Below are 21,690 nucleotides of genomic sequence, written 5' to 3'. Positions count from 1 at the left end.
AATAAGCGAAAAAAATTTACAGCGGCTCGGCAACACTGCCCTTATCGATCACCTCAAGATCGTACTCATAGCGAAGCTCGCTGAGCTTCTGCTTTTTCATGATCGCACAAAGCATCTCCGCAGCCTTTCCTCCCATCTCGTAGGCAGGTAGGTCCACACTGGTAATACGGGGACGTAGTACCTCCGGGAATTTGATATTGTCGAAGCCTGCAAGCGACATCTCTTGGGGGACGGAAAGCCCCTCCTCCTCCAGCGCCTTGTAAGCGCCGTAGGCCATCAAATCGTTGCAGGCAAAAACCGCGGTGAAGCGCCCCTTCTGCTGTTCGAGCAGCTCCTTCATGGCCCGATAGCCGCCGCTATACCGGTAGTTACTCTCGATGATGAGGCGATCCTCGACAGCGATCCCATGTTTGCGAAGCGAATCCTTATACCCCTCCAGACGCAAGCGTGCGTTGGTTGTCAGGAAGGGGCCGGCAATGCAGGCTATGCCACGATGGCCCTTTCCAATGATAAAATCACACAACTTTTCGGCCCCGCCCCGGTTGTCGACGTAGATCCCCGGAACAGCATCCATACCGTCGATATAGCGCTCGATCAGGACGACGGGAAAATCGTGCATGATGAAGTTACCAAAGTATTGACCCAATTCATTCTTATTTTGGGTCGTGAAGATGATGCCGTCGGTGAATTTGCCCTTCAGCAAATCGATGTACTGCCGCTCCTTATCAAGAGAGCTGTCGGTATTGCACAGGAAGACACCATACTCCCGCTTATTCATGAAATCTTCCACACCACGGGCCAATTCCGAAAAAAAGGGGTTGCGGACATCGGGGACAACCAGTCCCACGGTATGAGACCGGCCGGTGATCATGCTGCGCGCCACGGAATTGGGCCGATATCCCAGTTCCTCAATCTTCTTTCGTATTCGCACAACCGTGTCTTTACCGATTGATTCCGTTTTGTTGTTCAGCACACGGGACACTGTTGTTACCGATACGCCGCACATTCTGGCGATATCCTTTATGGTTACCTTCATGAAGCCTCTATCCCATTAGTATAACGTTTTAGCTTAACGTTATACTAACTTTAGCTTTGAATTTTCTTACTGTCAAGGATTATTTTTCGATGAAAACACAGTAAAAAAACCTAAGGAATCGTCAGGAAGAAAACCGGCAGCGGGAAAAATGTCCGGCGGAAACCTCCCGGATCTCCGGAACCAGCTTCGAACATTCGGACCTGGCAATGGGACAACGGGGATGGAAGCGGCAGCCCGAAGGCGGGTCGATGAGGCTGGGAATCTCCCCCTTCGTGGTCAGCCTTGCCCTGTTGAAATTCGCCTCGGGCTGGGGAGCGGCAGATTTCAGAAGCCTGGTATAGGGATGATGAGCACCGCTTATCACCTCCTCGGCCGGGCCGGTCTCCATGACCATGCCGGCGTACATGACCACGATACGATCGGCGATATAACGCGCTCCGGCAAGATCGTGGGTAATGTAGAGATAGGAAATCCCCTTCTCATCCCTGAAGCGCTTGATCATGTTCATGATGATCATTTTGATGGATACATCAAGCATGGAAGTCGGCTCATCGGCAATGAGCAGAAGCGGATCTACCGCAATGGCCCTGGCAATATTGACGCGCTGCCGCTGGCCGCCGGAAAGTTCGTGGGGAAATTTTTGCATATACTGCTCGGGAGGATCCATGCCCACCTGGACCAGCACATCCTTGATACGCGCTTCGAGCTCTTTTCGTCCTGCAAGTTTGTGAATGACAAAGGGCCGCTCCATGATGGAACCAATGGTGTGGGTGGGATTGAGCGCTCCGAAGGGGTCCTGAAATATCATCTGGACCTGCGAACGATACTCGAGTAACTTGTCATGTTTCAGCTTGCCGCCGACCGGCTTTCCCTGAAACACGACAGATCCGGCATCACTTTCGTATATGCGCGTGATCACCTTGGCGGTGGTGGTCTTTCCGCTCCCTGACTCGCCGACCACCGAAAGAATCTCACCACGATTGAGAGAAAAACTGACACCGTCCATGGCATGGACAAAACGCTTCTGACCAAGGCCCCGTACGGGAAAATGCTTTGTTACGTTTCGCAGTTCGAGTATCGTTTCACTCATGCGTTTCCGTCCTTTAGCAGGTGGCACCTGGCCGAATGAACCTCATCCAGCGGCAAAAGTTCGGGGGGAAGCTGCCTGCAAATATCTTTTCGCTGCGGGCATCTCGGATAAAAACGGCAGCCCTCCGGAAGGTCGAGAAAATTCGGCGGCCTACCGGGGATTCCCCCGAACTCGAGCAGGGGACCGCTGAGAGGCGGAAAGGAATTCATCAGCCCCCTGGTATAGGGATGGGCCGGATGCCGATACACCGCTTCCGCAGGACCGCTTTCGACGATCTGACCGCTGTACATGATCACCAGTTTGTCGGAAATCTCAACCAGAAGCGAAAGGTCATGGGTTATGAAGATAACGGAAAAATTGAACTGCTTCTGGAGATCTGAAATCTTGTCGATGATCGTCCGCTGGACAACCACATCAAGGGCGGTGGTGGGCTCATCCATGATAATCAAATCAGGTTCCAGTATCATGGCCATCGCTATCATGACCCGTTGTTTCATGCCGCCGGAAAGCTGATGGGGATATGCATCGAGGCGGTCTTCTGAGATATCGACAAGGGCGAGGGCCTTTTTCGCCATATCGAGGGCCTTGGCCTTGGTCAGCCCGGGAAGATGGGTCAAAACCGTATCGGTGAGCTGCTCGCTGATTTTCAGAACGGGATTCAGGGCGTTCATGGCCGACTGAAACACCATAGAGATATCGACCCATCGTATCTCCTTAGCCCTGTTTCGGGACAGGGTAAGAAGGTTTTCCCCCTTGAACAGCACCTCTCCTCCGGTGATTTCTGCATTGTCCTCAAGCAGTCCCATCAAGGTATAGGCCAAGGTGGACTTACCGCAGCCCGACTCCCCGGCAATGCCCAGGAACTCGCCCTTCATCAAATCGAGACTGATGCCGTCGACGGCCCGTATCATTCCCTGACGCAGCCGATAACCTGCCTCAAGATTCGTGATTCTCAGCAGTACATCATCCACCATTCACCTCTTTCTGATTTTCGGATTCGAGATTTCATCGATTGCAAAGTTCATCAGCGCAAAAGAGGTCCCGAGCAAACCGATTCCAAGCCCCGGAGGAAGAAACCACCACCAGGCGTTCATCAAAAGTGCGGCGTTGTTCTGGGCCCAAAAGAGCATGGTTCCCCAGGTTACCGTCGAGACATTCCCCAGGCCGATAAACTCGAGGGTAGCCTCTCCGATAATGGCCGCAATTGTCGACGTAAAGAAAATGGCCATGACAAGCGAGATGATGTTGGGCAGTATCTCCCGAAAGACAATAACAAGGGAGTTCTCTCCCATTACCTCCGCTACCTTCACAAACTCCCGCTCACCAACCGACATCACCTGGGCCCTGACGACGCGGGCACCCCAGGCCCACCCGGTAAGGGAGAGGACCACAATAATGGGCACCACTCCCCGCATGGGGACATACGAGGCAACGACGATCACCAGCGGCAGGCTGGGGATGACAAGAAAAATATTTGTGATAAAGGAAATGACGTCATCGGCAGCTCCCTTGAGATAGCCGCTGAAAAGGCCAACCGCAAGGGAGATAAAACTTGTCAAAAGTCCCGTCAGAATGCCGACGGTCAGCGTGACCCTGGAGCCATAGATAAGCTGTGAAAGGATATCATAACCGGCATTGGTGGTTCCCAGGGGATGCGCATCGCAAGGCGCAGCCATCAGGGGAAACCTCCCCTGCTCATCACTATCCTGCTTGGGGCCGTAGGGTGCCAGAAGTGGCGCCAGGAGCGCCATGAGAATGAAGAGCCCAAGAATAATGACTCCTGCCAGGGCCTTCCGGTTTTCTATGAAAAGTTTCAGCATGTCCTTGATCACTGTTTGCCTCCGTCCCTGACCCTCGGGTCCAGAAACATGATCACAAGGTCGGACAGAAAGTTGGCGACCATGACGGAGACCGCGATAAAAAGAAAGATTGCCTGAATGAGGGGGTAGTCCTGCTGCTGAACCGCCTGATACAGCATAAAGCCGATCCCGGGGTAGGAAAACACCATCTCGGTCAGGAGACTTCCGCTGATGACAAAGCCAAGGGCCATGGCAAAGCCCGAAACAGAAGGCAGGATGGCATTTCGTGCCGCATACCTGTTCCGGATTCTTGCAAGCGGCAGCCCCTTTGCCTTGGCCACGACAATGTAATCCTCTGCAAGGACGTTGATCATGTTGTTACGGATGGTAAGCATCCAGTACCCCATCGAACTTATGGCGATGGTCAGACCGGGAAGTATGCCGTGATAGATCACCGATCGAACAAAGGCCCAGCCGTCGGCCCTGGTCACCCCTATGGCAAAGGCCCCGCCGAGGGGAAAGACCTGACGGTGGAAGGCAAAAAAATAGACCAATATCAGCCCGAACCAGAAATAGGGAAAGGAACGGATAAACAGAAAGACGCCGAGCACACCGTTTGCCAGTTTTGTTTCCCGTTTCCAGGCAATGATAATACCGATCACCGTCCCGATAAGAAAACTGAAAAGGGTTGCAATACCCATGAGGCCGATGGTCCACGGAAGGGCCATCGCAACCACATCCCACACCTTGTGAGGATAGTTGCTTGTGGAGATGCCCAAATCTCCCCGGAGAATATTCCCGAGATACTCGAAGTACTGGGTAACGATGCTTTTTTCGGTATCCACGCCGAAAGCCGCACGAATTGCCTCCATCGAGTTTTCATCAACCCCTTGAAGGCGGTTTACGAGAACGGAAACGGGATCTCCCGGCATCAGTCGCGGCAGAATAAAGTTTATCGTAACCGCAATATAGAGTGCGAAAACAAACCAGAACAATTTGCGTAAAAAATATTTCATGGGCGTCTCTGTCGTAAGGCCCGACCTCCCGGAAAGAGGTCGGGTAGTTGTTTTATCTATGCTTCATCTAGTTCTTCGGCCGAAGGTTAAGAAACACAGGCATCTTGTCCATACCGGCCGCCTTGGGAACGGTATAGGGATCATCGGCCTTCGGCCATCCCGTAAAGTTCCTGGTGGAGTATTCGTACCAGGTCGGATTAAAGAAAAGGGGAACGAGGGGTGTGTCCTCCATGACAGCGGAAAGAATGGTATGTATGTAACCAAGCTGTTCATTTTTGTCTGCCGTCCTGCGGTAGGCCGAAAAGGCCTGATCAAGTTTCTCGTTCCTGTATCGAACCTGGGAATGGCCCGTTGCATCCTCACCGACAGGGGCCCAGTGCCGGGAAGGCAGGATGTTATTGTACTGATAGTAGGGAGAGAAGCCCGAATTTACGTAGTCAATGGAGATATCGTAATTTCCCGTCGTGATATTATCGAGGAAGGGTGAAGGCCATGCAGCTTGATTTACCCGGGCATCGATACCGATCTCCTTTAGCTGGTTGCTCACGGTCTCAACCGCGGTGATCCAGTCGGTCCATCCCGTCGGAACATAGAGCTCAAAGGAAAGCGCCTTTCCATCCTTTTCCATGATGCCCTTGGCATTCTTTGCATAGCCTTCGCTTTCGAGCAATCTCACCGCAGCATCGGAATCGAAGGAAAGCCGAAATGATTCGGCATCCTCGGGCACCCAGGATAGATATCCGGTCTTTACACCGGCCTGCCCCGCAGGAACCGCACCGGAGTTCATGATGGTTGTTATCTCTTTCTGGTCGATGGCCATGGCAAGGGCGCGCCTGACATTCCGGTTCGAGAACGGCTCTTTGCCGTTGTTGAGGTTGAGGTAGACGATGTTCCCCTCGGGCAGCCAGTAATGATTGTGATCGGGATCCCGCTTTACATAGGTCTCGTCGATATTTGCGAGAAAATAGGCTCCCCAGTCAACCTCGCCGGAGATGATCTTCATTTGGGCCTGGGCATTGCCGGTCGCCCCCACATACTGGACACCGTCGATATAGGGCAGAGGCTTTCCGTCTTCTCCCAGCTGCCAGTACAGGGGATTACGCTTCAGACGATAGGACTGCTCGGTAAAAGAGCCCTCGTCAAAGACAAAGGGGCCGGTTCCCACGGGGTTTTCGTTTCCCGTCCATTCCGAGGGATTGTCGACGGAGGCCCATATATGCTCGGGCATGATGTACAGGCTGGCCATCTGGGGAAGCACGGTGGTATTTACCTCCTCGAAGGTAAAATCAATCGTATAGGCATCGATCTTCTTTACGTCGACCAGCCCCTGATTCCATATTCCGGCCTTGTCCAGGGCCTTGTCGCCTTTTGCCAGCTCCAGGGTAAAGATCACATCGTCGGCATCAAAAGCTTCACCGTCGTTCCATTTCACATCTTTGCGAAGATGAAACTCAAGGCTCTTGAGATCTTCCGACCAGGAGTAACGCTCAGCAAGCCAGGGAGTTACCTCTCCCGAATATTCATTTGCAAAAACCAGGGTTTCGTAGAAACATCCAAAGGTCGACTGCAAGGCGTTCGGAGAGAATGGGTTGAAATTCTTGATCAGAACCCCTTGCTTCGTCGAGGTGACGTTTACGATCCCGCCCCGTCTGACAGAGTCCTTTGCATCGCTTTCAACTGCGGCATCCGCAGTCCCTCCGTCAGACGGCTTCTTCTGAGAACAAGCGCCGAAAAACGACATCGACAACAGAAGGACCATAGTCATTATCAAGCGTCCAGCAGAAATCTTTTTTTTCATTCTCTCTCCTTTGTATCGACCGCGCAAACCTGCAAAGCGGACCTCATTGTACAGTCGACTGATTTATGAAATTTGCAGAACCTCCACCAAACCGCGGTCCGTCCTCAGTCCCGGAATTTTTTTATGGCCCGAACCTTTCTGGTCCGGTCAAGATATTTCTTGATCTCGGAATACTCGATACTGCCGAGACCGGAAAAGAGGATGTCTATCACATTAAGCTGGGCTATCCTTGAACCGCTGGCTCCGCTTCGCATGCTTGTTTCGGGAGAAGCCGTAAAAAGCTTGATGTCGGCCTTGCTGTTCAGGGTATTGTTCCCGAATTTTGTAATAGAGATGGTCTTTGCCCTTGTCTTTTTCGCAATCTCCATGGTTTCGACGATGTCCCGGGTCTCTCCTGAATAGGATATAAAGACAGCCGCGTCCTCCGCCGAAAGGTTGGCCGCCGCCGTGGCCTGGAGATGGGTATCGGTGTAGGCCATCGAATACCTGTTGATGCGCATAAATTTTTGCTGGGCATCCTGGGCGATAAGCCCCGAGGCCCCCACGCCGTAAAAATCGATACGCTTGGATGAATGCAACACCGCAATGGCCTTTTTCAGCTCTTCGATATCAAGAACAAGAAGGGTATCGGTAATGGACTTCTTGTTGTTGTACGATACATTTTTTATGATCGTTTCAAGATCATCACCAACCTGAATATCGGTATAACTATCTTCCTCGGCCTTCTGTGAAGAAATGTCGGAGGCCATCTGAATGGCAAAATCCCGATATCCGTCAAAACGAAGGGTCTTGCAAAAGCGAATGATCGCGGCATTACTGGTATTGCAGCGCTGCGCAAGTTCTCCCACTGAAAGCCCCACCGATTCCTCCGGAAAACTCAAAATATAACTGGCAACCTTCTTTTCCGAAGGTTTCAAATCGTCAAAGGCCTCTTTTACCTTCAAAAGACATCCGTTCATACACAACCTTCCTCGAAGGCTCCCGGAAAAAGAAGCCTCATCACCCCTTCCTGCTGAGCCGCAGTATAGCCATACGAGGCGACCGCATTTTGTATTCCCGCAATATCCGTATCGTATGGGTTTCGCAGGGCGACAAGTACAAGCCTGCCTGATATCTGTGCCAGATCCTCGATGAACCGTACCAGAGACGGTTCGAGATGGGCATTTTCCGTAAAGATAAGATTGGACTTTCCCTTCGCCTGCCGCTTTAAAACCGCCGCTTCTGCATCGGTGATGGTTCTTTCGTATATGGAAAGGGGACAGGAAAGCTTTTCGGCGGCACGGGACGCAACCGCAGGGATTCCTTCACTGCCCTCTTCAATGAGAACAAGTCGGCTGCTTCTCATGGTGAACACATTATCCACGGAACAAAGGGGAACGGCCTGTTCCTCATTTTTTACAAGCCGCACCGATTTCAGGGAAATGAAATCCATCTTTCGCCCGTTCGCCTCAAAATCAACAAGGGAGGAACGAGAACCGTCCGCCCTGTCACGAAGGGAACACATCGTTTTCACCCTCGCCGAGGCCTGCCTTACCCGCTCCGCAAACACTTCGTCCCTGGCAACTCTCCCGGCAACGGCAGAGGCTGCCATCAGCTGCTTTTCCGGGTTGTCACAGAACGAAATCATGTCCATACCCGCTGCCAAGGTCTCGACCGCAAGGTCATCGGCCCGGAGAACATGTGCCACGCCGCCCATGTTCAGATCATCAGAAACCAAAAGCCCCTTGTATTTCAGCTTGTCTCTGACCAGCCCGGTCAGGACCTCCCTTGAAACGGTAACAGCCTCCCTGCGGCTTTGTAATGTGGGCACATAGATGTGGGTGGGCATCCAGGAAGGAGCGGGAATAGAGAGAAAGGGAAGCATCTCATTACGGAACAACGCTTCCCGGGAAATATCCAGAGAGGGCATATCGAGGTGGGGATCAACCTGAACCCGGCCGTTGCCCGGAAAATGCTTCAGGCAGGTCAGGATGCCGCTTTTCTCAAGGCCTGCGGCAAACTGTGATGCATAGGCAATAACAACATCGGCATTTTCGGAAAAACTGCGAATCCCGATGGCAGGATTAAGCGGATTGCTGTTGATATCGACAACGGGGGCGAGGTTCCAGTCGATGCCTACGGCCTTCATTTCTTGGCCGAGCAGTTTTCCCGCCAGGTATGCATTATGGGGATCGCCGGTTGCGGCCAGAGCCATGGCGCCGGGAGAAACGGTAAATCCCTTTTTCAGCCTTGTGACAATACCACCTTCCTGATCGATCGCAATGAGCGGCTTGTATCCGAGAAAAGTCGTTATCTCTTCGATAAACCGGGCAACCTGCTCCCTGTCAACGATATTTCTGGAAAATAAAATGACCGATCCGGGTCTGACGGCGGCAAGAACATCCTTTCCCACATCGTCAAGCACTGAAGAAGGCAGGCCCAGCATGAAAACATTCCCGATCAGTTCATCGAAATCCATGAGGTTATAGTATCATGGCCGAAGGTAGAAGCCAATAAATTATTTTATATATGGAAACTTTTTTTGTAACTTTTTTTTAAAGGGCCCTGCCTGAAAGAAACGAGACGATGTTCTCGCACTGAATGGCCGTACCGATGATCAGGGCCTCTTCATCGATGGTAAAAGCACCGTTATGAAGGTGAGCGGTAATCCCCTTCTCTTCATTGGTTACCCCGAGAAAAAAGAAACAGCCGGGGATTTCCTCCAGAAAATAGGCCATATCCTCGACCCCCATATTGGGTTCTTTGTTGATATATACCGCATGCCTTCCCAGAAGCTTTTCCGCCGATCGCTTTACAAGATCCGTCATGGCATCGTTGTTGATAAGGGCCGTATACCCTGCATCGAAGCTAACCAGCGCCTTCGCACCAAGTCCGGAGGCCACGCCCTCGGCCGTCCGTATCACCTTCTGACGAAGGCGATGCAGAACCTCGGGATCGGTGGCCCTGCAGATACCTTCAAGGCGGACCCTTTCCGCCAGGATATTGCGGGCCTGTCCACCTGCTATGGTACCCAGGGTGAGCACTGCAGGGTGAACGGGGTCAATTTCCCTCGAAACAATGTGATGAAGGGCAGTGACCACCTGGGCGGCAACAAGAACGGCATCGATGCCACCCTGGGGAGCCGCACCGTGACTCATTTTCCCGATAATCTCAATATCGAAGGTCTCCGATGCGGCGTAGGCCTGTCCATAGCTAAGGGCGATCTCTCCCACTTTCCTTCCCGTGTTGCAGTGCAGGCCGAATAGTGCGGAAACCTCGGGATCCCGCAGACCGAATGAGGAATCGGCCGGAAGCAGCGTATCCCCATCTTTTCCAGAGAGGCCTGCACGAAATCAGCGGTCCCGGCGGTCTCCATACCGAGCTCGGGATGGCGATGAATATATCTTCGATAGCCGACAATTTCCTCCCGCAGCAATCCAGCCTCGGCCAAAAAATCCATACAGCGCCTTCCTTCTATTCAGTTTTTTCCCATTCAATTGTTTCCGCTCAGTCGTTCCAGGCCAAGAAGATCTTCATAATCCTGGCGCCTGCGTCAATTGCCGGCGACGGTATCCCCCCTGTAACCGCTCAAGGGTCCGACAGACTTCCGCATCAGGATTTCGGAATAGCCGTCAATGATATAGTCTTTTAGTTCTCCTATGGTCTCATACCCATGAGCGGCATAAAAGCCCTGTGCCGAGGTATTGAAGGAAGAGACACAGAGAAAAACATTGGGGCTTGTTTTGAAAATATACGACTCGGCAAAGGACAGGAGCGAAGTGCCAATCCCGCGCCCCCTCCATGACGGCATGATGCCGAAAGACTTTATATAGCCGCGAAAGGCCCCCTGCATCTGAACCATGATAAAGCCGGTGAACTCTTCGCCAGCCAGTGAAATGAACAGATCGGAGGAAGTATCATGCACCGCTTTCCGTGTCTGTTCAAAGCCTCTTCCCAGGGTAATCCATGGTTCCGATTCCGCCATCAATTTTGCACAGGAAATTAATTCTTCTTCCGATGCCGCAAGGCGGATCTGTTGTTTCATGGTTTCGGATTCTATCATAGCACCTCCAAAGAGTGTATACTCTCCCCATGTTCGACATGCTTGTCAGGCTCTATGATCTTCCGCCCATCCCCGCTCCGGCCAAAGCCGGAGGAATCATCATCAAACGGCCGCTGCCTTCGGAAAAAAGCCTGGTCACACAATGGGTTTGCGAACATTTCAGCCGGTCCTGGGCCGATCAGGTCGAAGCGACCTTCTCAAGGCTTCCGGTCTCTTCCTTCATTGCCGTCGAGCAGGGCAGGATCATGGGGTTCGCCTCCTACGACGCCGTCTGTAAAGACTTTTTCGGTCCGACAGGCGTCAGAAAGGAAGCACGCGGAAAGAGAATCGGTGAAATACTCCTGCTTCATGCCCTCTGGGCCATGCGGGAATCGGGTTATGCCTACGCCGTCATAGGCGGTGTCGGCCCTGCCGATTTCTACCGCAAAAGCGTAGGAGCCGTCCCCATAGAAGGATCGGATCCTGGCATCTATCGTGATCTGTTGAAAGGACCCTAAGGCCCTCTTACAGCAGGTGACAGGAGGCCCAGTGCCCGTCGCTTAACGCTACGCTTTGGGGCAACTCCGTTCTGCATCTGTCCATGGCATACCGGCACCGCAAATGGAAGGGACACCCCTTCGGCGGATCGGCAGGGTTTGGCACATCACCCGAGAGAATGATTCGTTCCTTCTTTTTCCCCGGCAAAAGAGAGGGAACCGCGGAAAGCAGCGCCTGGGTATAGGGGTGGGAAGGCCGGGCAAACAACTCTTCGGTAGGAGCCTGTTCCACGATCCGTCCCAGGTACATGACCCCTACCACCGAGCTTATATGGCGTACCACGTTCAGATCGTGTGAGATGAAAACATAGGTAAGCTCCAACTCATCCTGAAGCTGCATAAGCAGATTAATAATCTGCGACTGAATGGAAACATCGAGGGCACTGGTCGGCTCATCGGCAATGACAAGGGCAGGATTGGTAATCAGGGCCCTTGCTATGCTTATCCGCTGGCGCTGTCCGCCGCTGAACTGGTGGGCATAGCGCTCCTTATAAGAGGCAGAAAGCCCCACTCGCTCCAGCATCTCGTCTATTTTCCCACGTATCTCTTTTGACGACAACACCGTGTGGGTCTGAAGGGGCTCGGCAAGAAGCGCTTTGATCTTCATGCGGGGATTGAGGGAATTATAGGGGTTTTGAAAGACCATCTGCATATGCCGGCGCATCCTTCGCATCGATTCCTTCCCGTAACCGTTGATATCCTCGCCGTTAAAGATGATCCTGCCTTCATCGGGCTCTTCCAGACGCAGGATGGTTCTGCCAGTCGTGGATTTTCCGCAGCCGGATTCGCCAACAAGGGAGAAGGTTTCTTTTTTATTCACACAAAAGCTCACCTCTTCCACCGCACGGACATATCCGATGGTCTTATTGAACACGCCGCCCTTCAGGGGAAAATATTTCCGCAAACCTTCGACGGCCAGTAGGCTCTTATTCATGCTCGGATCCTTCAAAAAGCCAGCATCTGCACATATGTCCCCGGCCATATTCCTTCAGAGCGGGAACGACATCCCTGCATCTTTCCATCTTCCGTGAACATCGATCATAAAAACGACAGCCCTTTCCCATGGTATCGATGCTGGGCACCACGCCGGGAATGGTGTAGAGCTCCTTCCTCTTTTCTCCAAGGGATGTGACGGATCGGACAAGTCCCTTGGTATAGGGATGCATGGCATCCGAAAAAATCGTCTCCACATCACTTACTTCCACAACATGGCCGGCGTAAAAGACCGCCACCCGGTCACAAGTCTCCGAAATGACGCCGAGATCATGGGTGATCATGATGACCGAGGTATCGAAGCGCTCCTTCAATCCGTTTATGAGATCGAGGATCTGTGCCTGGATCGTCACATCCAGGGCGGTGGTAGGTTCGTCGGCAATAAGAAGCTTCGGCTTGTTCAACAATGCCATCGCAATCATCACCCGTTGAAGCATGCCGCCGGAGAGCTGGTGAGGATACTCCTTCATTAATTGCTCGGCCCTGGGAATCTCCACCTTTTTCAAGATATCGACGGCCCGTTCATGCATAACCTCTTCCGGCAGCTGGTAATGAAAGCGCAGGATTTCCTTCAACTGCTGGCCGATGGTGAAAAGAGGATCAAGGGCCGTCATGGGCTCCTGAAAGATCATCGATATGGCATTGCCCCTGATTTTACGCATCTCTGTGTTCGACAGTTCGGTAAGATCCGTTCCCTCGAAATTGATACGGCCCCGGCTGATATAAAGAGGAGGCGTAGTCAAAAGGTTGATGATCGAATAGGCGGTCACACTTTTCCCGCAGCCTGATTCACCGACGATGCCGAAAACCTCTTTCTTGCCGACGGAAAAGGAGACCTCCTCGACCAGATTGTAACGATTCTTTTTCGTCCTGAGTTCTATGGTAAGATCTTCAATCTGCAGTAATTCGTTTTTACTCATGCGGCAATCTCACTCGATATTTCGAAGCTTGGGATCCAGGATGTCCCTCAGGCTGTCACCCAGCAGATTAAATGACAAAATGGTAAGGATGATGGCAATGGCAGGATACAGAGCGGTCCAGGGTGCAAGCTCCATGATCTTTCTGCTTTCATTGAGCATGGAACCCCACGACGGATTGGGAGGCTGAATGCCAAGGCCAAGAAAACTGAGGGAGGCTTCGACCAGGATCGCGCTCGAAAGAGAAAGCGTTGCCTGAACAAGAAACGGCGATATGATATTGGGCATGATGTGCCGGATTATTATCCTGGAATCCTTGATGCCTATCGATCGCGCGCTGGTAATATATTCCTGGGATTTCACCGACAGAACCTCCGCCCGCACGGTTCTGGTAAAAATGGGTATCCTGACGATGCCTATTGCAATGATGGTATTTTGCAGATCGGGCCCGAGCACGGAAACGATCGACAGGGCCAGCAGAATCGAGGGAAAGGCAAACAAAATATCCATAAGGCGCATGATGATATTATCCAGCCATCCCGAAAAATAACCGGCGGCAAGGCCGAGAACAATCCCCAGCGACGCGCCGATTCCCACGGAAATCAGGCCGACCATAATCGAAACCCTCGCTCCGTACACAATTCTGGAAAAGACATCCCGTCCGAAATTATCCGTCCCCATGATAAACGATTTCCCCGGAGCCTCTCTGAGTTGGGGAAACATTTCGACAGGGTCGTGGGGGGCAATGAGAGGCGCAAAGAGCGCCGTAAGCAGCACGATAAACACGCCGATCAGTCCTATTCTCCCGATCTTGTCGTGTAGGAGTTCTTTCAAAAGCCCCATTGGTACATCCTTATCAAGAAAAATCTATTTATACTGGATTCTCGGATCTACTCCGGCATATATCAGATCTACCAGAAGATTTATGACGCCGAAAATCAAGGCGAAAAACAGAATGCTGCCCTGCACGACGGGATAGTCGCGTTGGTTGATACCCGTCAAAATAAAAAGTCCAAGCCCCGGCAGGGAGAAAATCTGTTCCGTTACGACGGTTCCGCCGAGAAGATACCCCATCTGCATACCCACAATGGTTATGATTGGCGAAAATGAGTTTTTCAAGGCATGCTTGAAAATAACAACCCGTTCTTTCGCCCCCTTGGCCCGTATCGTCCTGATAAAATCCTGCCTGAGCACCTCCAAAACCGAGGATCTGGTCATTCGCATGACCGATCCCGCCATGATGGCTCCAAGAACCAGGGCAGGGAAAAACATGATCTGCAGATTTTCCACGGGATTACTAAAAAACGATGCGTACTTCAAGGCCGGGTAATAATTCATCTTTAAGGAAAGGAAAAGCAGCAACAGGGTCGCAAGGGCAAAATTGGGAATGGAGACCCAGAACAGGGCGACAACCCTTGCGACACCATCCAAAAGGGTATTCCGCTTAACAGCGGCAAGAATACCCAGCGGAATGGCGATGATCCATGAAATTAGGGAAGCGATAAGCGACAATTCAAAGGTAACCTTGAACCGTTCCAGTATTTCCGGAAGTATCGGTTTTCCCGTCCTGATTGAATTTCCAAAATCACCCTGCACCACACCCGTTATCCAGTTTGCATACTGGCGGTACCAGGGAAGATCCAATCCAAACTGCTTTGTCAGCTGGGCGCGTAATTCATCCGTGGCCTCCACCCCAAGAAGGCTGTCCACGGCATTTCCCGGAATCAGGTGCATGAGAAGAAACACGGCAATCGAAATACCTATGAGCACAGGTATGAAGAGTAATAATCGTCTTAGTATATATGAACGCATCCTGACTGAACCTTCAAAGGAAGGGGCGCGAAGCATCTGCACCCCCTACCCTTTTTATTCGTAGATGACCACCTCTCTGAGATCCTCCTCATTGAAAACATTCGGGTTGAACCCTTCCACATTACTCCGTATGAAGTAATATTTCATTGGTGCATTGAAAAAGAGATTGGGAGAAAGCTCAAAGAGACGCTTTTGAGCGTCAAGGTAAAGCGCTACCCGTTCGTCGGTGTCGGTCGTCACCTTTGCCCGGTTTGTCAGATCATCGAAAGCCTTGTCTGAAAAACCCCAGACATTTGCACTTCCTTCGGTATTGAAAAAGAAGGAGAGCGCCCGATCGGGATCTGTCCCTGACCCGTTCTTTCCGGCCATAACCTGATGGTCCGTCTTTTTCCAGGCATCGACATACTGTCCGATCTCGAGCTGGCGTATCGTCGCCCTGATACCGATCTTTCCAAATTGCTGGATAAGGACCTGAGCCGTGCTCACCACTTCGGGATAAGAACTGGGAACGGTTATTTCGACATCAAAACCATCCTCGTAACCGGCTTCTTCCAGAAGTTCTTTTGCCCGATCGAGATCCTGATGAAAAAAATCATTCTTATTAACATCAAGCGCCCATTTCCCGAAAGCAGGGGGAACGGGGCCGGAGGTCACCGCATCACCATTGAACACAATCTTCGCCAGTTCGCTTCTGTCCACAGCCAAGGACATCGCCTGTCGAACCCTGACATCGCTGAAGGGTTCAATATTCATGTTGAAACCGAGAAAGGTATAATCCTTCGATTGATAGCTCTTTAAAACGATATTTGGGTTGTTCTTAACCAGCTCGATGTTCTGGGAACCAAGCGTGGTAAGCTGGACGGCTCCCGTTCGCAAGGCTGCGAGGCGGGATGATTCATCGGGCATTACCATCAGGACCACACTATCGAGTTTCGGCTCTCCCGAAATGTGATACGCACCATTTTTCTTGAGCGTAATATGATTATCGGGAACCCAATCCTCAAGCATGAAGGGACCGGTACCGCAGGCGACCTGCATCAGATCACCGTTTTCCTCAACCACTTCCCTGGGAACGACGGCAGTATACACACTCGTCAGATACGAAAGAAGCGGTGCGTAGGGTTCTTTGAGAGAAAGCCTCACCGTATAGTCGTCCACTACGGTAATATCGGAAACCGCCTTGAAATAGGATTTTGCAATACAGGCATTTTCCGGATTCATGATACGCTCAAAGGAATATTTCACATCCCCGGCCGTCATCTCCCTGCCGTTATGAAACCTCACCCCGTGTTTCAGATTGAAGATGTAGGTTGTATTCTCCGGTATCTCCCAGGATTCGGCCAGGCCCGGAATGATATTCATATGTGCATCGGTCCGAACCAGTGTCTCGTAGATTTTTCTCGTAACACGAACAGACGAAAATGATGTGCTCTTGTGAGGATCAATCCCCGCAGGCTCCGCATCTGTGCCGATGATAAGCGTCTGGTCCGCAGCCACCACCTTTTCCGAAGGTCCCACCTTTTGCGCGGCTTCCTGCTTACCGGAAGCAAAAAGCGACAAGGCCAGAAAACAGAAGGATAAGGCCCACGCCATTTTTTTCATTAATCTACCCCCTTATAATTGTATGATTATAGGTTGGCCAGATATGAGTGTCAATAAAAAATAGTTTTATTGAATATTTTTTTATTTGAAAAAAAATTTTAAAACATTTTGACAATTATTATGGAAAGCGGCATACTTGCAGCATGAAGAGGACAAAAGCAATCGGGCTCATGTCGGGAACATCTGTGGACTCGATTGATGCAGCCGTCATAAGCTTTGATGATAATGATGCAAAAATAGCAATCAAGGATGTGAAGGGAATCAATGTTTGCCTTCCCGATCCGGTCAAAAAAAAGATCTTTGCCCTCTTTGAAGCCCCTCGCTGTTCCCTTCGGGAGCTTATCCTGCTTCATTCGATCATGGGGGAATTGTTTGCCGAAGCCGCCCTTTTGTTAATGAAAAAAGAAGGCCTGCGTTGCGAAGATGTGGCAGTGATAGGCTCTCACGGACAGACACTCTATCACATTGCTGAAAAAACAGAATTCTGCGGAAAAACGGCAAGGGGAAGTCTGCAGATCGGAGACGGGTCGATCATTGCCAGAAGAACAGGAATAACGACGGTATCCGATTTCCGATCGGCCGACATTGCTGCAGGAGGAACGGGAGCCCCCCTGGTTCCCTTCCTGGAAAGGATCATGGTCGAGCGGCTTGGTTCGGGCACTGCTTTTCAGAACATCGGTGGAATCGGAAATGTCACCTTCTTCGGGGATGCGACTGCCGATCCCGTGGCCTTTGATACCGGGCCGGGGAACATGATTATCGACCGACTGGTGCATGAGTTCACAAAAGGGGCATGGTCGTACGACAGGGATGGAAGCCTCGGCAGAAAAGGGAACATAGACGAGACAATCCTGCAGGAGTGGATGGCCCACCCCTACCTTGAAAAAAAACCTCCGAAGAGCACGGGCAGGGAAGAATTCGGGTCCTCTTTTTTTGATATATTTCTGAAAAAACTTACGATCAACGAAGATCTGATACGGACGGCCGAGGAGTTCACCGTCCGCAGCATCGTCCATGCCTATTCGGCGCATCTGGGTCGAAATCCCGACAGGGTGGTAGTGACGGGAGGAGGCGTACACAATCCTCTCATCATGGAATCGCTGAGAAAGCATCTGCAGTGTCCCGTACTGAAGGGGGAAGAGGCGGGCATCAGCAGCGATTACAAGGAGGCGGAGGCCTTTGCCCTTATGGCCTATTTTGCTATCAATGGGAAAACAAACAATATCCCTTCAGCAACCGGTGCCGCTTGTCCTGTTGTGATGGGAAAAATTTCACAAGCTTGAAACGAACAGGAGATATAACGAACATGGATTATTTGGGAAACCTCACGACAGAACAGGCAAATCCGGCTTCTCAAGATATCGATACAAAGTCGACAATAGAGATTCTCAAAATAATAAACGAAGCAGACAAAAAGGTTCCGCTGGTCATCGAAAAGGCCCTCGACTCCATTGCCGATGTCGTTGATGATGCTGTCAAAGCCTTTCGTCGTGGCGGACGGCTTTTTTATGTAGGGGCAGGGACATCAGGACGATTAGGAGTTCTCGATGCTTCGGAGTGTCCCCCGACCTTCGGAACCGATCCCAAAATGATTCAGGGGATTATTGCCGGAGGCCAGGAAGCCTTGACAAGGGCCGTGGAATGGGCCGAAGATGACGAAGAAAAAGGAGGGGCCGCCATGGATGAAAAAGAGGTCGGCCCCAATGACATTGTGATAGGGATCACCGCAAGCGGCCATGCCCCCTATGTCATAGGAGCCCTGAAGCGGGGAAGGGAACAGGGAGCCGTCACCTGCGCCATCAGCAGCAACAGCAACTCCCGAACATTTGCATATGCCGACAGGACCATCCTCATCAATGTGGGTCCGGAAATTATTACGGGATCCACACGAATGAAATCAGGAACCGCCCAGAAGCTGGTTCTGAACATGATCACCACGGCGGCAATGATACGGCTTGGCAAGGTGTACAAAAACTTCATGGTCGACCTGATGCCGCTCAACAGTAAACTGATAAACAGGTCCATAAGGCTTATAAAAGAGGTATGCGACTGCACAAGCGAAGTAGCAGAACAGGCCTTCCTGGCGTGTGACAGAAAGCCGAAGGTGGCAATCGTATCGGTGCTGCTCAAGGTTTCGGCACAAGAGGCACGAAAGTTGCTTCAACAAAACGAAGAACATATTGGGTTGGTTCTCAAGCATGCAGGAAAATAACGAAAAAACCATCGAAACAACGCTCGATGAGGCCATTGCCGACAGGACGACTCCCGGTTTTGTGCTCCTTGTAAAGCAGCATGGAAAGGTTGTTTTCTCCAAGGCCGCCGGATACAGACGACGGTATCCGTACAAAGAAGAGATGACGTCGGAAACCATCTTCGACCTTGCCTCGCTCACAAAACCCCTGGCAACGAGCATCACGGCCCTTGCCGTCATGGAACAGGAGAAGATTTCTCCGGATACGGAAATCGGGGCTTTCCTTCCTTCCCTTCGGCGGGAAACCGCCAGCATCTCCCTTGGCCAGCTTTTCACCCACACCTCGGGCCTTCCCCCCGTCCCCGATATATTCAAGCTCTTTGAGACGGAAGCGGAGATCGACCGGGCTAAGGCAATCGAGCATCTCTTTTCCCTCACTCCGACCGTAAAACCGGGAGCCCAGGTCATATACAGCTGCACGGGCTATATCTTTCTTGCCGAAGTGGTTAGGAAGATAACGGGCAAAAACATGGATGAGCTTTTCAGACAACTGGTTACCATTCCGGGGGAAATAGCTTCCCTTATGTTCAATCCCCTAAGAAGCAACGATAAGGAAATCAAAGAGAACATCGCCGTTACCGAATACTGCCCCTGGCGAGAAAGGTGGCTGAAAGGCGAGGTGCATGACGAGAACGCGTTCTGCCTCGACGGCATGGGAGGCAATGCAGGCTTGTTCGGAAATGCGGAAGGGGTCATGAAGCTCCTGGAGCTGTTTTCCTGCGAGGGAATGCTCAACGGTAAGCACATACTTTCCGAAGCAAGTGTACGCCTGATGACCGGGAATCAGACCCAGGGGCTTTCACCGAAACGGGCCTTCGGCTTTTTGGTACAGGATCGAGACTCTTTCGCAGGACCACTCTTTAGCAACGAAGCCTTCGGACACACAGGCTTCACGGGGACTAGCGTGTGGATGGACCCTTCCCTCGATCTGACGGTGGTACTACTGACAAACAGGGTGCATTTCGGAAGAGCTGCAACTGCCGATAAGATAAAAACATTCAGGAGAAGCCTACACTCGGCACTGGCCAGAGAATTTTCCTGAAAGGCCTCCAACGGATTCTCAGTCGAGACCAAGGCCCGCAGCCGCCGGTAGACGAATACTGCTCCCTGTATACTCCGTTCCGCCATGCTCTTTCTTTTCGGCACATAAAAGAGGCACATCAAGATCAACCATGCGAACAACGGCACGTGATGCCGCAAAATGGGCGGCAGCAGTAAGGCCTGTATGGCTTTCCATCATGGATCCCACCATGCAAAATAAACCTGCCGATTCGGCGATGGCGGCAATCTTCATGGCATTATAGATCCCTCCCGATTTCATCAGCTTGATATTGAAACCATCTGCCGCATGCATCTTCACGAGATCGATGGCATCCTTAGGAGAAAAGAGACTCTCGTCTGCAACGAGGGGAAAGGGGATTCGCTCCCTGACATAGCACATACCCTCAAAATCACGGGCAGCAACAGGCTGTTCTATAAGTTCCGGATTAATCCCCGCCCGCTCCATCCTCGCAACAAGCCCGACGGCTTCCTTCGGCGTCCATCCCTGATTCGCATCGATCCGAAGCGAAATGGAAGGCCCCACAGCATCCCTTACCGCTTTTATCCTTTCAAAGTCCCGAGCCACGTCTTTTCCCAATTTAATCTTCAAAACCGAAAAACCTTCACCCGCGGCCCTTGCACTATCTGTCGCCATCTGTTCCGGTTCATTCATGCTTATGGTGAGGTCGGTCGCAAGGCTGTCCCGTGCGCCCCCCAGAAGCCGGTAGAGCGGAGCGGAATACAGCTTACCGTATAGATCATACACTGCCATGTCGACAGCCGCTTTTGCCGAATTGTTGCCGACCATGGAGGTCTGTATCCGCTGCATGATGCCTTCGATGTTTTCGATCTCCATTCCCATGATGGCAGTCATGATATGCTCGATACCAGCGGTGATGGAACCAAAGGTATCACCGGTAATCACCGCCGTCGGTGCGGCCCCTCCCTGCCCCGAGAAAGGAGTATCACTATCGATGGTCAGAATGATATTCTCGATGGCATCCAGCCTCCTCAGCGAAGTGATAAAAGGAGTCTTCAATGCCACGGAAATCCTATCAAGCTTCCATCCGGTAATGTTCATCTGACTTCTCCCCAAAAGCTGTTTTGCCTATTCTCTATCACTGGAAGATTTTCATCAAGCTCACGGAGAGGGGGTATCTTTCTTCTCCTGCACATTGAAATGGATAACGTATATATAAGCCAAGAAAGCTGAGGGTCTCTTTTATAAAAAAAGCTGCCCGAAAATTTTTTCCAGGCAGCTTTTTTCAAGAGAGATGGAACGAATCTATCGGCTTGAGAGAGCCTTTTCCGCAAGTTCCTTAAAACGCGTGGTGGTATCGGTAGCACCGGTAACGGTATCGACCTTGGAGAGGTCCTGCGTTTCCACAAGGCTGGCGGCAAGCTGTTCGTTGGCCGCTGCAGGGGTTACACCGGTGGCAGATTCCATCTGGCTCGTATAGGTCTTGTCCTGAGACTTTAGATCACCCTTTTTATTTAATTCGTCAAACTGAACCTTCGTAATTGTATCGCCATCAAAAGTAATAGCAATCTTGGCCTTCCAGCCGTGGGCATCGAAAGCCCCCTCTTCTGCAACAGCAACATTGTCCGAAGCCTTGGGGAAGGCGGACTTCCCTCCGCATGCGGTTACAAACGTAAGAATAACAAGCATTGATCCGATCAATACGAGTGTACGCTTCATAGCATCCTCCTAGTTAGCTTTACCACTATGGTATATATTTTACGGTCTTGAATGTCAA

21 protein-coding genes are annotated in these 21,690 nt (G+C 51.5%); 4 read left to right on the top strand and 17 right to left on the bottom strand.

Going from position 1 to position 21,690, the window contains the following annotated elements; all coding sequences use genetic code 11:
* Window positions 1-16: 16 nt before the first annotated feature.
* From SPIRS_RS05885 to SPIRS_RS05840, 10 genes are all read right to left on the bottom strand, one after another.
* Window positions 17-1,036, bottom strand: a complete 1,020-nt coding sequence (locus SPIRS_RS05885) for a LacI family DNA-binding transcriptional regulator (protein ID WP_013253762.1) — start codon at window positions 1,034-1,036, stop codon at window positions 17-19.
* Window positions 1,037-1,157: 121 nt separating this feature from the next.
* Entirely contained in the window at window positions 1,158-2,126 is a 969-nt protein-coding gene (locus SPIRS_RS05880) for an ABC transporter ATP-binding protein (RefSeq protein ID WP_013253761.1), read from the bottom strand.
* The gene (locus SPIRS_RS05875) at window positions 2,123-3,100 is read right to left on the bottom strand and encodes an ABC transporter ATP-binding protein (protein WP_041865995.1); all 978 of its coding nucleotides are present in this window, start codon (window positions 3,098-3,100) and stop codon (window positions 2,123-2,125) included. Before SPIRS_RS05875 ends, SPIRS_RS05880 begins: the two co-directional genes overlap by 4 nt.
* The gene (locus SPIRS_RS05870) at window positions 3,101-3,958 is read right to left on the bottom strand and encodes an ABC transporter permease (protein WP_013253759.1); all 858 of its coding nucleotides are present in this window, start codon (window positions 3,956-3,958) and stop codon (window positions 3,101-3,103) included.
* Window positions 3,955-4,941: an ABC transporter permease gene (locus SPIRS_RS05865; protein WP_013253758.1), complete on the bottom strand. Its 987-nt coding sequence runs from the start codon at window positions 4,939-4,941 to the stop codon at window positions 3,955-3,957. The genes SPIRS_RS05870 and SPIRS_RS05865 overlap by 4 nt, the downstream gene beginning before the upstream one ends.
* A 67-nt stretch (window positions 4,942-5,008) precedes the next feature.
* On the bottom strand, window positions 5,009-6,739 hold the full coding sequence (locus SPIRS_RS05860) for an ABC transporter substrate-binding protein (protein ID WP_013253757.1): 1,731 nt from the start codon (window positions 6,737-6,739) through the stop codon (window positions 5,009-5,011).
* A 104-nt stretch (window positions 6,740-6,843) separates the two neighbouring features.
* Window positions 6,844-7,698, bottom strand: coding sequence for a MurR/RpiR family transcriptional regulator (locus SPIRS_RS05855; protein WP_013253756.1), 855 nt, complete (start codon window positions 7,696-7,698; stop codon window positions 6,844-6,846).
* Complete coding sequence (nagZ, locus tag SPIRS_RS05850) at window positions 7,695-9,197, bottom strand: beta-N-acetylhexosaminidase (protein WP_013253755.1); 1,503 nt, start codon at window positions 9,195-9,197, stop codon at window positions 7,695-7,697. The genes SPIRS_RS05855 and nagZ overlap by 4 nt, the downstream gene beginning before the upstream one ends.
* A gap of 76 nt (window positions 9,198-9,273) precedes the next feature.
* Complete coding sequence (locus tag SPIRS_RS05845) at window positions 9,274-10,008, bottom strand: M20 metallopeptidase family protein (RefSeq protein WP_281047331.1); 735 nt, start codon at window positions 10,006-10,008, stop codon at window positions 9,274-9,276.
* Between the two features lie 263 nt (window positions 10,009-10,271).
* A complete protein-coding gene (locus SPIRS_RS05840; RefSeq protein ID WP_013253754.1) occupies window positions 10,272-10,781 on the bottom strand; it encodes a GNAT family N-acetyltransferase in 510 nt (169 codons plus the stop codon).
* Between the two features lie 29 nt (window positions 10,782-10,810).
* Between SPIRS_RS05840 and SPIRS_RS05835 the strand changes: the two genes are divergently transcribed.
* Entirely contained in the window at window positions 10,811-11,278 is a 468-nt protein-coding gene (locus SPIRS_RS05835; protein WP_013253753.1) for a GNAT family N-acetyltransferase, read from the top strand.
* A 7-nt stretch (window positions 11,279-11,285) separates the two neighbouring features.
* On the opposite strand, the gene SPIRS_RS05830 is transcribed toward SPIRS_RS05835, so the two are convergent.
* Genes SPIRS_RS05830 through SPIRS_RS05810 form a run of 5 tightly spaced genes read right to left on the bottom strand, consistent with a single transcriptional unit; the run spans window position 11,286 to window position 16,641 of the window.
* The gene (locus SPIRS_RS05830) at window positions 11,286-12,251 is read right to left on the bottom strand and encodes an ABC transporter ATP-binding protein (RefSeq protein ID WP_013253752.1); all 966 of its coding nucleotides are present in this window, start codon (window positions 12,249-12,251) and stop codon (window positions 11,286-11,288) included.
* A complete protein-coding gene (locus SPIRS_RS05825) occupies window positions 12,244-13,230 on the bottom strand; it encodes an ABC transporter ATP-binding protein (RefSeq protein WP_013253751.1) in 987 nt (328 codons plus the stop codon). Before SPIRS_RS05825 ends, SPIRS_RS05830 begins: the two co-directional genes overlap by 8 nt.
* Window positions 13,231-13,239: 9 nt before the next feature.
* A complete protein-coding gene (locus SPIRS_RS05820; protein WP_013253750.1) occupies window positions 13,240-14,070 on the bottom strand; it encodes an ABC transporter permease in 831 nt (276 codons plus the stop codon).
* A 24-nt stretch (window positions 14,071-14,094) separates the two neighbouring features.
* Window positions 14,095-15,075, bottom strand: a complete 981-nt coding sequence (locus tag SPIRS_RS05815) for an ABC transporter permease (protein WP_013253749.1) — start codon at window positions 15,073-15,075, stop codon at window positions 14,095-14,097.
* An 18-nt stretch (window positions 15,076-15,093) separates the two neighbouring features.
* The gene (locus SPIRS_RS05810) at window positions 15,094-16,641 is read right to left on the bottom strand and encodes an ABC transporter substrate-binding protein (RefSeq protein ID WP_013253748.1); all 1,548 of its coding nucleotides are present in this window, start codon (window positions 16,639-16,641) and stop codon (window positions 15,094-15,096) included.
* A 143-nt stretch (window positions 16,642-16,784) separates the two neighbouring features.
* On the opposite strand from SPIRS_RS05810, the gene SPIRS_RS05805 reads away from it, so the two are divergent.
* From SPIRS_RS05805 to SPIRS_RS05795, 3 genes are read left to right on the top strand one after another with little or no spacing between them, the layout of a single operon-like run.
* Window positions 16,785-17,924 carry an anhydro-N-acetylmuramic acid kinase gene (locus tag SPIRS_RS05805; protein WP_013253747.1) on the top strand — a complete coding sequence of 380 codons (1,140 nt, stop codon included), beginning with the start codon at window positions 16,785-16,787 and terminating at the stop codon, window positions 17,922-17,924.
* Window positions 17,925-17,947: 23 nt separating this feature from the next.
* Entirely contained in the window at window positions 17,948-18,853 is a 906-nt protein-coding gene (gene murQ, locus SPIRS_RS05800) for an N-acetylmuramic acid 6-phosphate etherase (protein ID WP_013253746.1), read from the top strand.
* Window positions 18,840-19,934, top strand: coding sequence for a serine hydrolase domain-containing protein (locus SPIRS_RS05795; protein ID WP_013253745.1), 1,095 nt, complete (start codon window positions 18,840-18,842; stop codon window positions 19,932-19,934). Before murQ ends, SPIRS_RS05795 begins: the two co-directional genes overlap by 14 nt.
* An 18-nt stretch (window positions 19,935-19,952) precedes the next feature.
* Here the strand turns inward: SPIRS_RS05795 and SPIRS_RS05790 are convergent, their stop codons facing one another.
* The gene (locus SPIRS_RS05790; protein ID WP_013253744.1) at window positions 19,953-21,014 is read right to left on the bottom strand and encodes a dipeptide epimerase; all 1,062 of its coding nucleotides are present in this window, start codon (window positions 21,012-21,014) and stop codon (window positions 19,953-19,955) included.
* A 204-nt stretch (window positions 21,015-21,218) separates the two neighbouring features.
* Complete coding sequence (locus SPIRS_RS05785; protein ID WP_013253743.1) at window positions 21,219-21,632, bottom strand: FMN-binding protein; 414 nt, start codon at window positions 21,630-21,632, stop codon at window positions 21,219-21,221.
* Between the last annotated feature and the right edge of the window lie 58 nt (window positions 21,633-21,690).

The sequence above is a fragment of the Sediminispirochaeta smaragdinae DSM 11293 genome, assembly GCF_000143985.1.
GTDB classification, from domain to species: domain Bacteria; phylum Spirochaetota; class Spirochaetia; order DSM-16054; family Sediminispirochaetaceae; genus Sediminispirochaeta; species Sediminispirochaeta smaragdinae.
Note: the sequence above shows the minus strand (reverse complement) of the source record. Positions and strands in the feature narration are given on the sequence as shown.

What these genes read in the sequence shown, in the direction of transcription:
- SPIRS_RS05880 (WP_013253761.1), bottom strand. Translation starts at nt 2,126, where the DNA reads ATGAGTGAAACGATACTCGAACTGCGAAACGTAACAAAGCATTTTCCC.
- SPIRS_RS05875 (WP_041865995.1), bottom strand. Translation starts at nt 3,100, where the DNA reads ATGGTGGATGATGTACTGCTGAGAATCACGAATCTTGAGGCAGGTTAT.
- SPIRS_RS05835 (WP_013253753.1), top strand. Translation starts at nt 10,811, where the DNA reads ATGTTCGACATGCTTGTCAGGCTCTATGATCTTCCGCCCATCCCCGCT.
- SPIRS_RS05795 (WP_013253745.1), top strand. Translation starts at nt 18,840, where the DNA reads ATGCAGGAAAATAACGAAAAAACCATCGAAACAACGCTCGATGAGGCC.
- SPIRS_RS05785 (WP_013253743.1), bottom strand. Translation starts at nt 21,632, where the DNA reads ATGAAGCGTACACTCGTATTGATCGGATCAATGCTTGTTATTCTTACG.
- SPIRS_RS05820 (WP_013253750.1), bottom strand. Translation starts at nt 14,070, where the DNA reads ATGGGGCTTTTGAAAGAACTCCTACACGACAAGATCGGGAGAATAGGA.
- SPIRS_RS05825 (WP_013253751.1), bottom strand. Translation starts at nt 13,230, where the DNA reads ATGAGTAAAAACGAATTACTGCAGATTGAAGATCTTACCATAGAACTC.
- SPIRS_RS05860 (WP_013253757.1), bottom strand. Translation starts at nt 6,739, where the DNA reads ATGAAAAAAAAGATTTCTGCTGGACGCTTGATAATGACTATGGTCCTT.
- SPIRS_RS05830 (WP_013253752.1), bottom strand. Translation starts at nt 12,251, where the DNA reads ATGAATAAGAGCCTACTGGCCGTCGAAGGTTTGCGGAAATATTTTCCC.
- SPIRS_RS05865 (WP_013253758.1), bottom strand. Translation starts at nt 4,941, where the DNA reads ATGAAATATTTTTTACGCAAATTGTTCTGGTTTGTTTTCGCACTCTAT.
- SPIRS_RS05855 (WP_013253756.1), bottom strand. Translation starts at nt 7,698, where the DNA reads ATGAACGGATGTCTTTTGAAGGTAAAAGAGGCCTTTGACGATTTGAAA.
- SPIRS_RS05840 (WP_013253754.1), bottom strand. Translation starts at nt 10,781, where the DNA reads ATGATAGAATCCGAAACCATGAAACAACAGATCCGCCTTGCGGCATCG.
- murQ (WP_013253746.1), top strand. Translation starts at nt 17,948, where the DNA reads ATGGATTATTTGGGAAACCTCACGACAGAACAGGCAAATCCGGCTTCT.
- SPIRS_RS05810 (WP_013253748.1), bottom strand. Translation starts at nt 16,641, where the DNA reads ATGAAAAAAATGGCGTGGGCCTTATCCTTCTGTTTTCTGGCCTTGTCG.
- SPIRS_RS05805 (WP_013253747.1), top strand. Translation starts at nt 16,785, where the DNA reads ATGAAGAGGACAAAAGCAATCGGGCTCATGTCGGGAACATCTGTGGAC.
- SPIRS_RS05790 (WP_013253744.1), bottom strand. Translation starts at nt 21,014, where the DNA reads ATGAACATTACCGGATGGAAGCTTGATAGGATTTCCGTGGCATTGAAG.
- SPIRS_RS05815 (WP_013253749.1), bottom strand. Translation starts at nt 15,075, where the DNA reads ATGCTTCGCGCCCCTTCCTTTGAAGGTTCAGTCAGGATGCGTTCATAT.
- nagZ (WP_013253755.1), bottom strand. Translation starts at nt 9,197, where the DNA reads ATGGATTTCGATGAACTGATCGGGAATGTTTTCATGCTGGGCCTGCCT.
- SPIRS_RS05885 (WP_013253762.1), bottom strand. Translation starts at nt 1,036, where the DNA reads ATGAAGGTAACCATAAAGGATATCGCCAGAATGTGCGGCGTATCGGTA.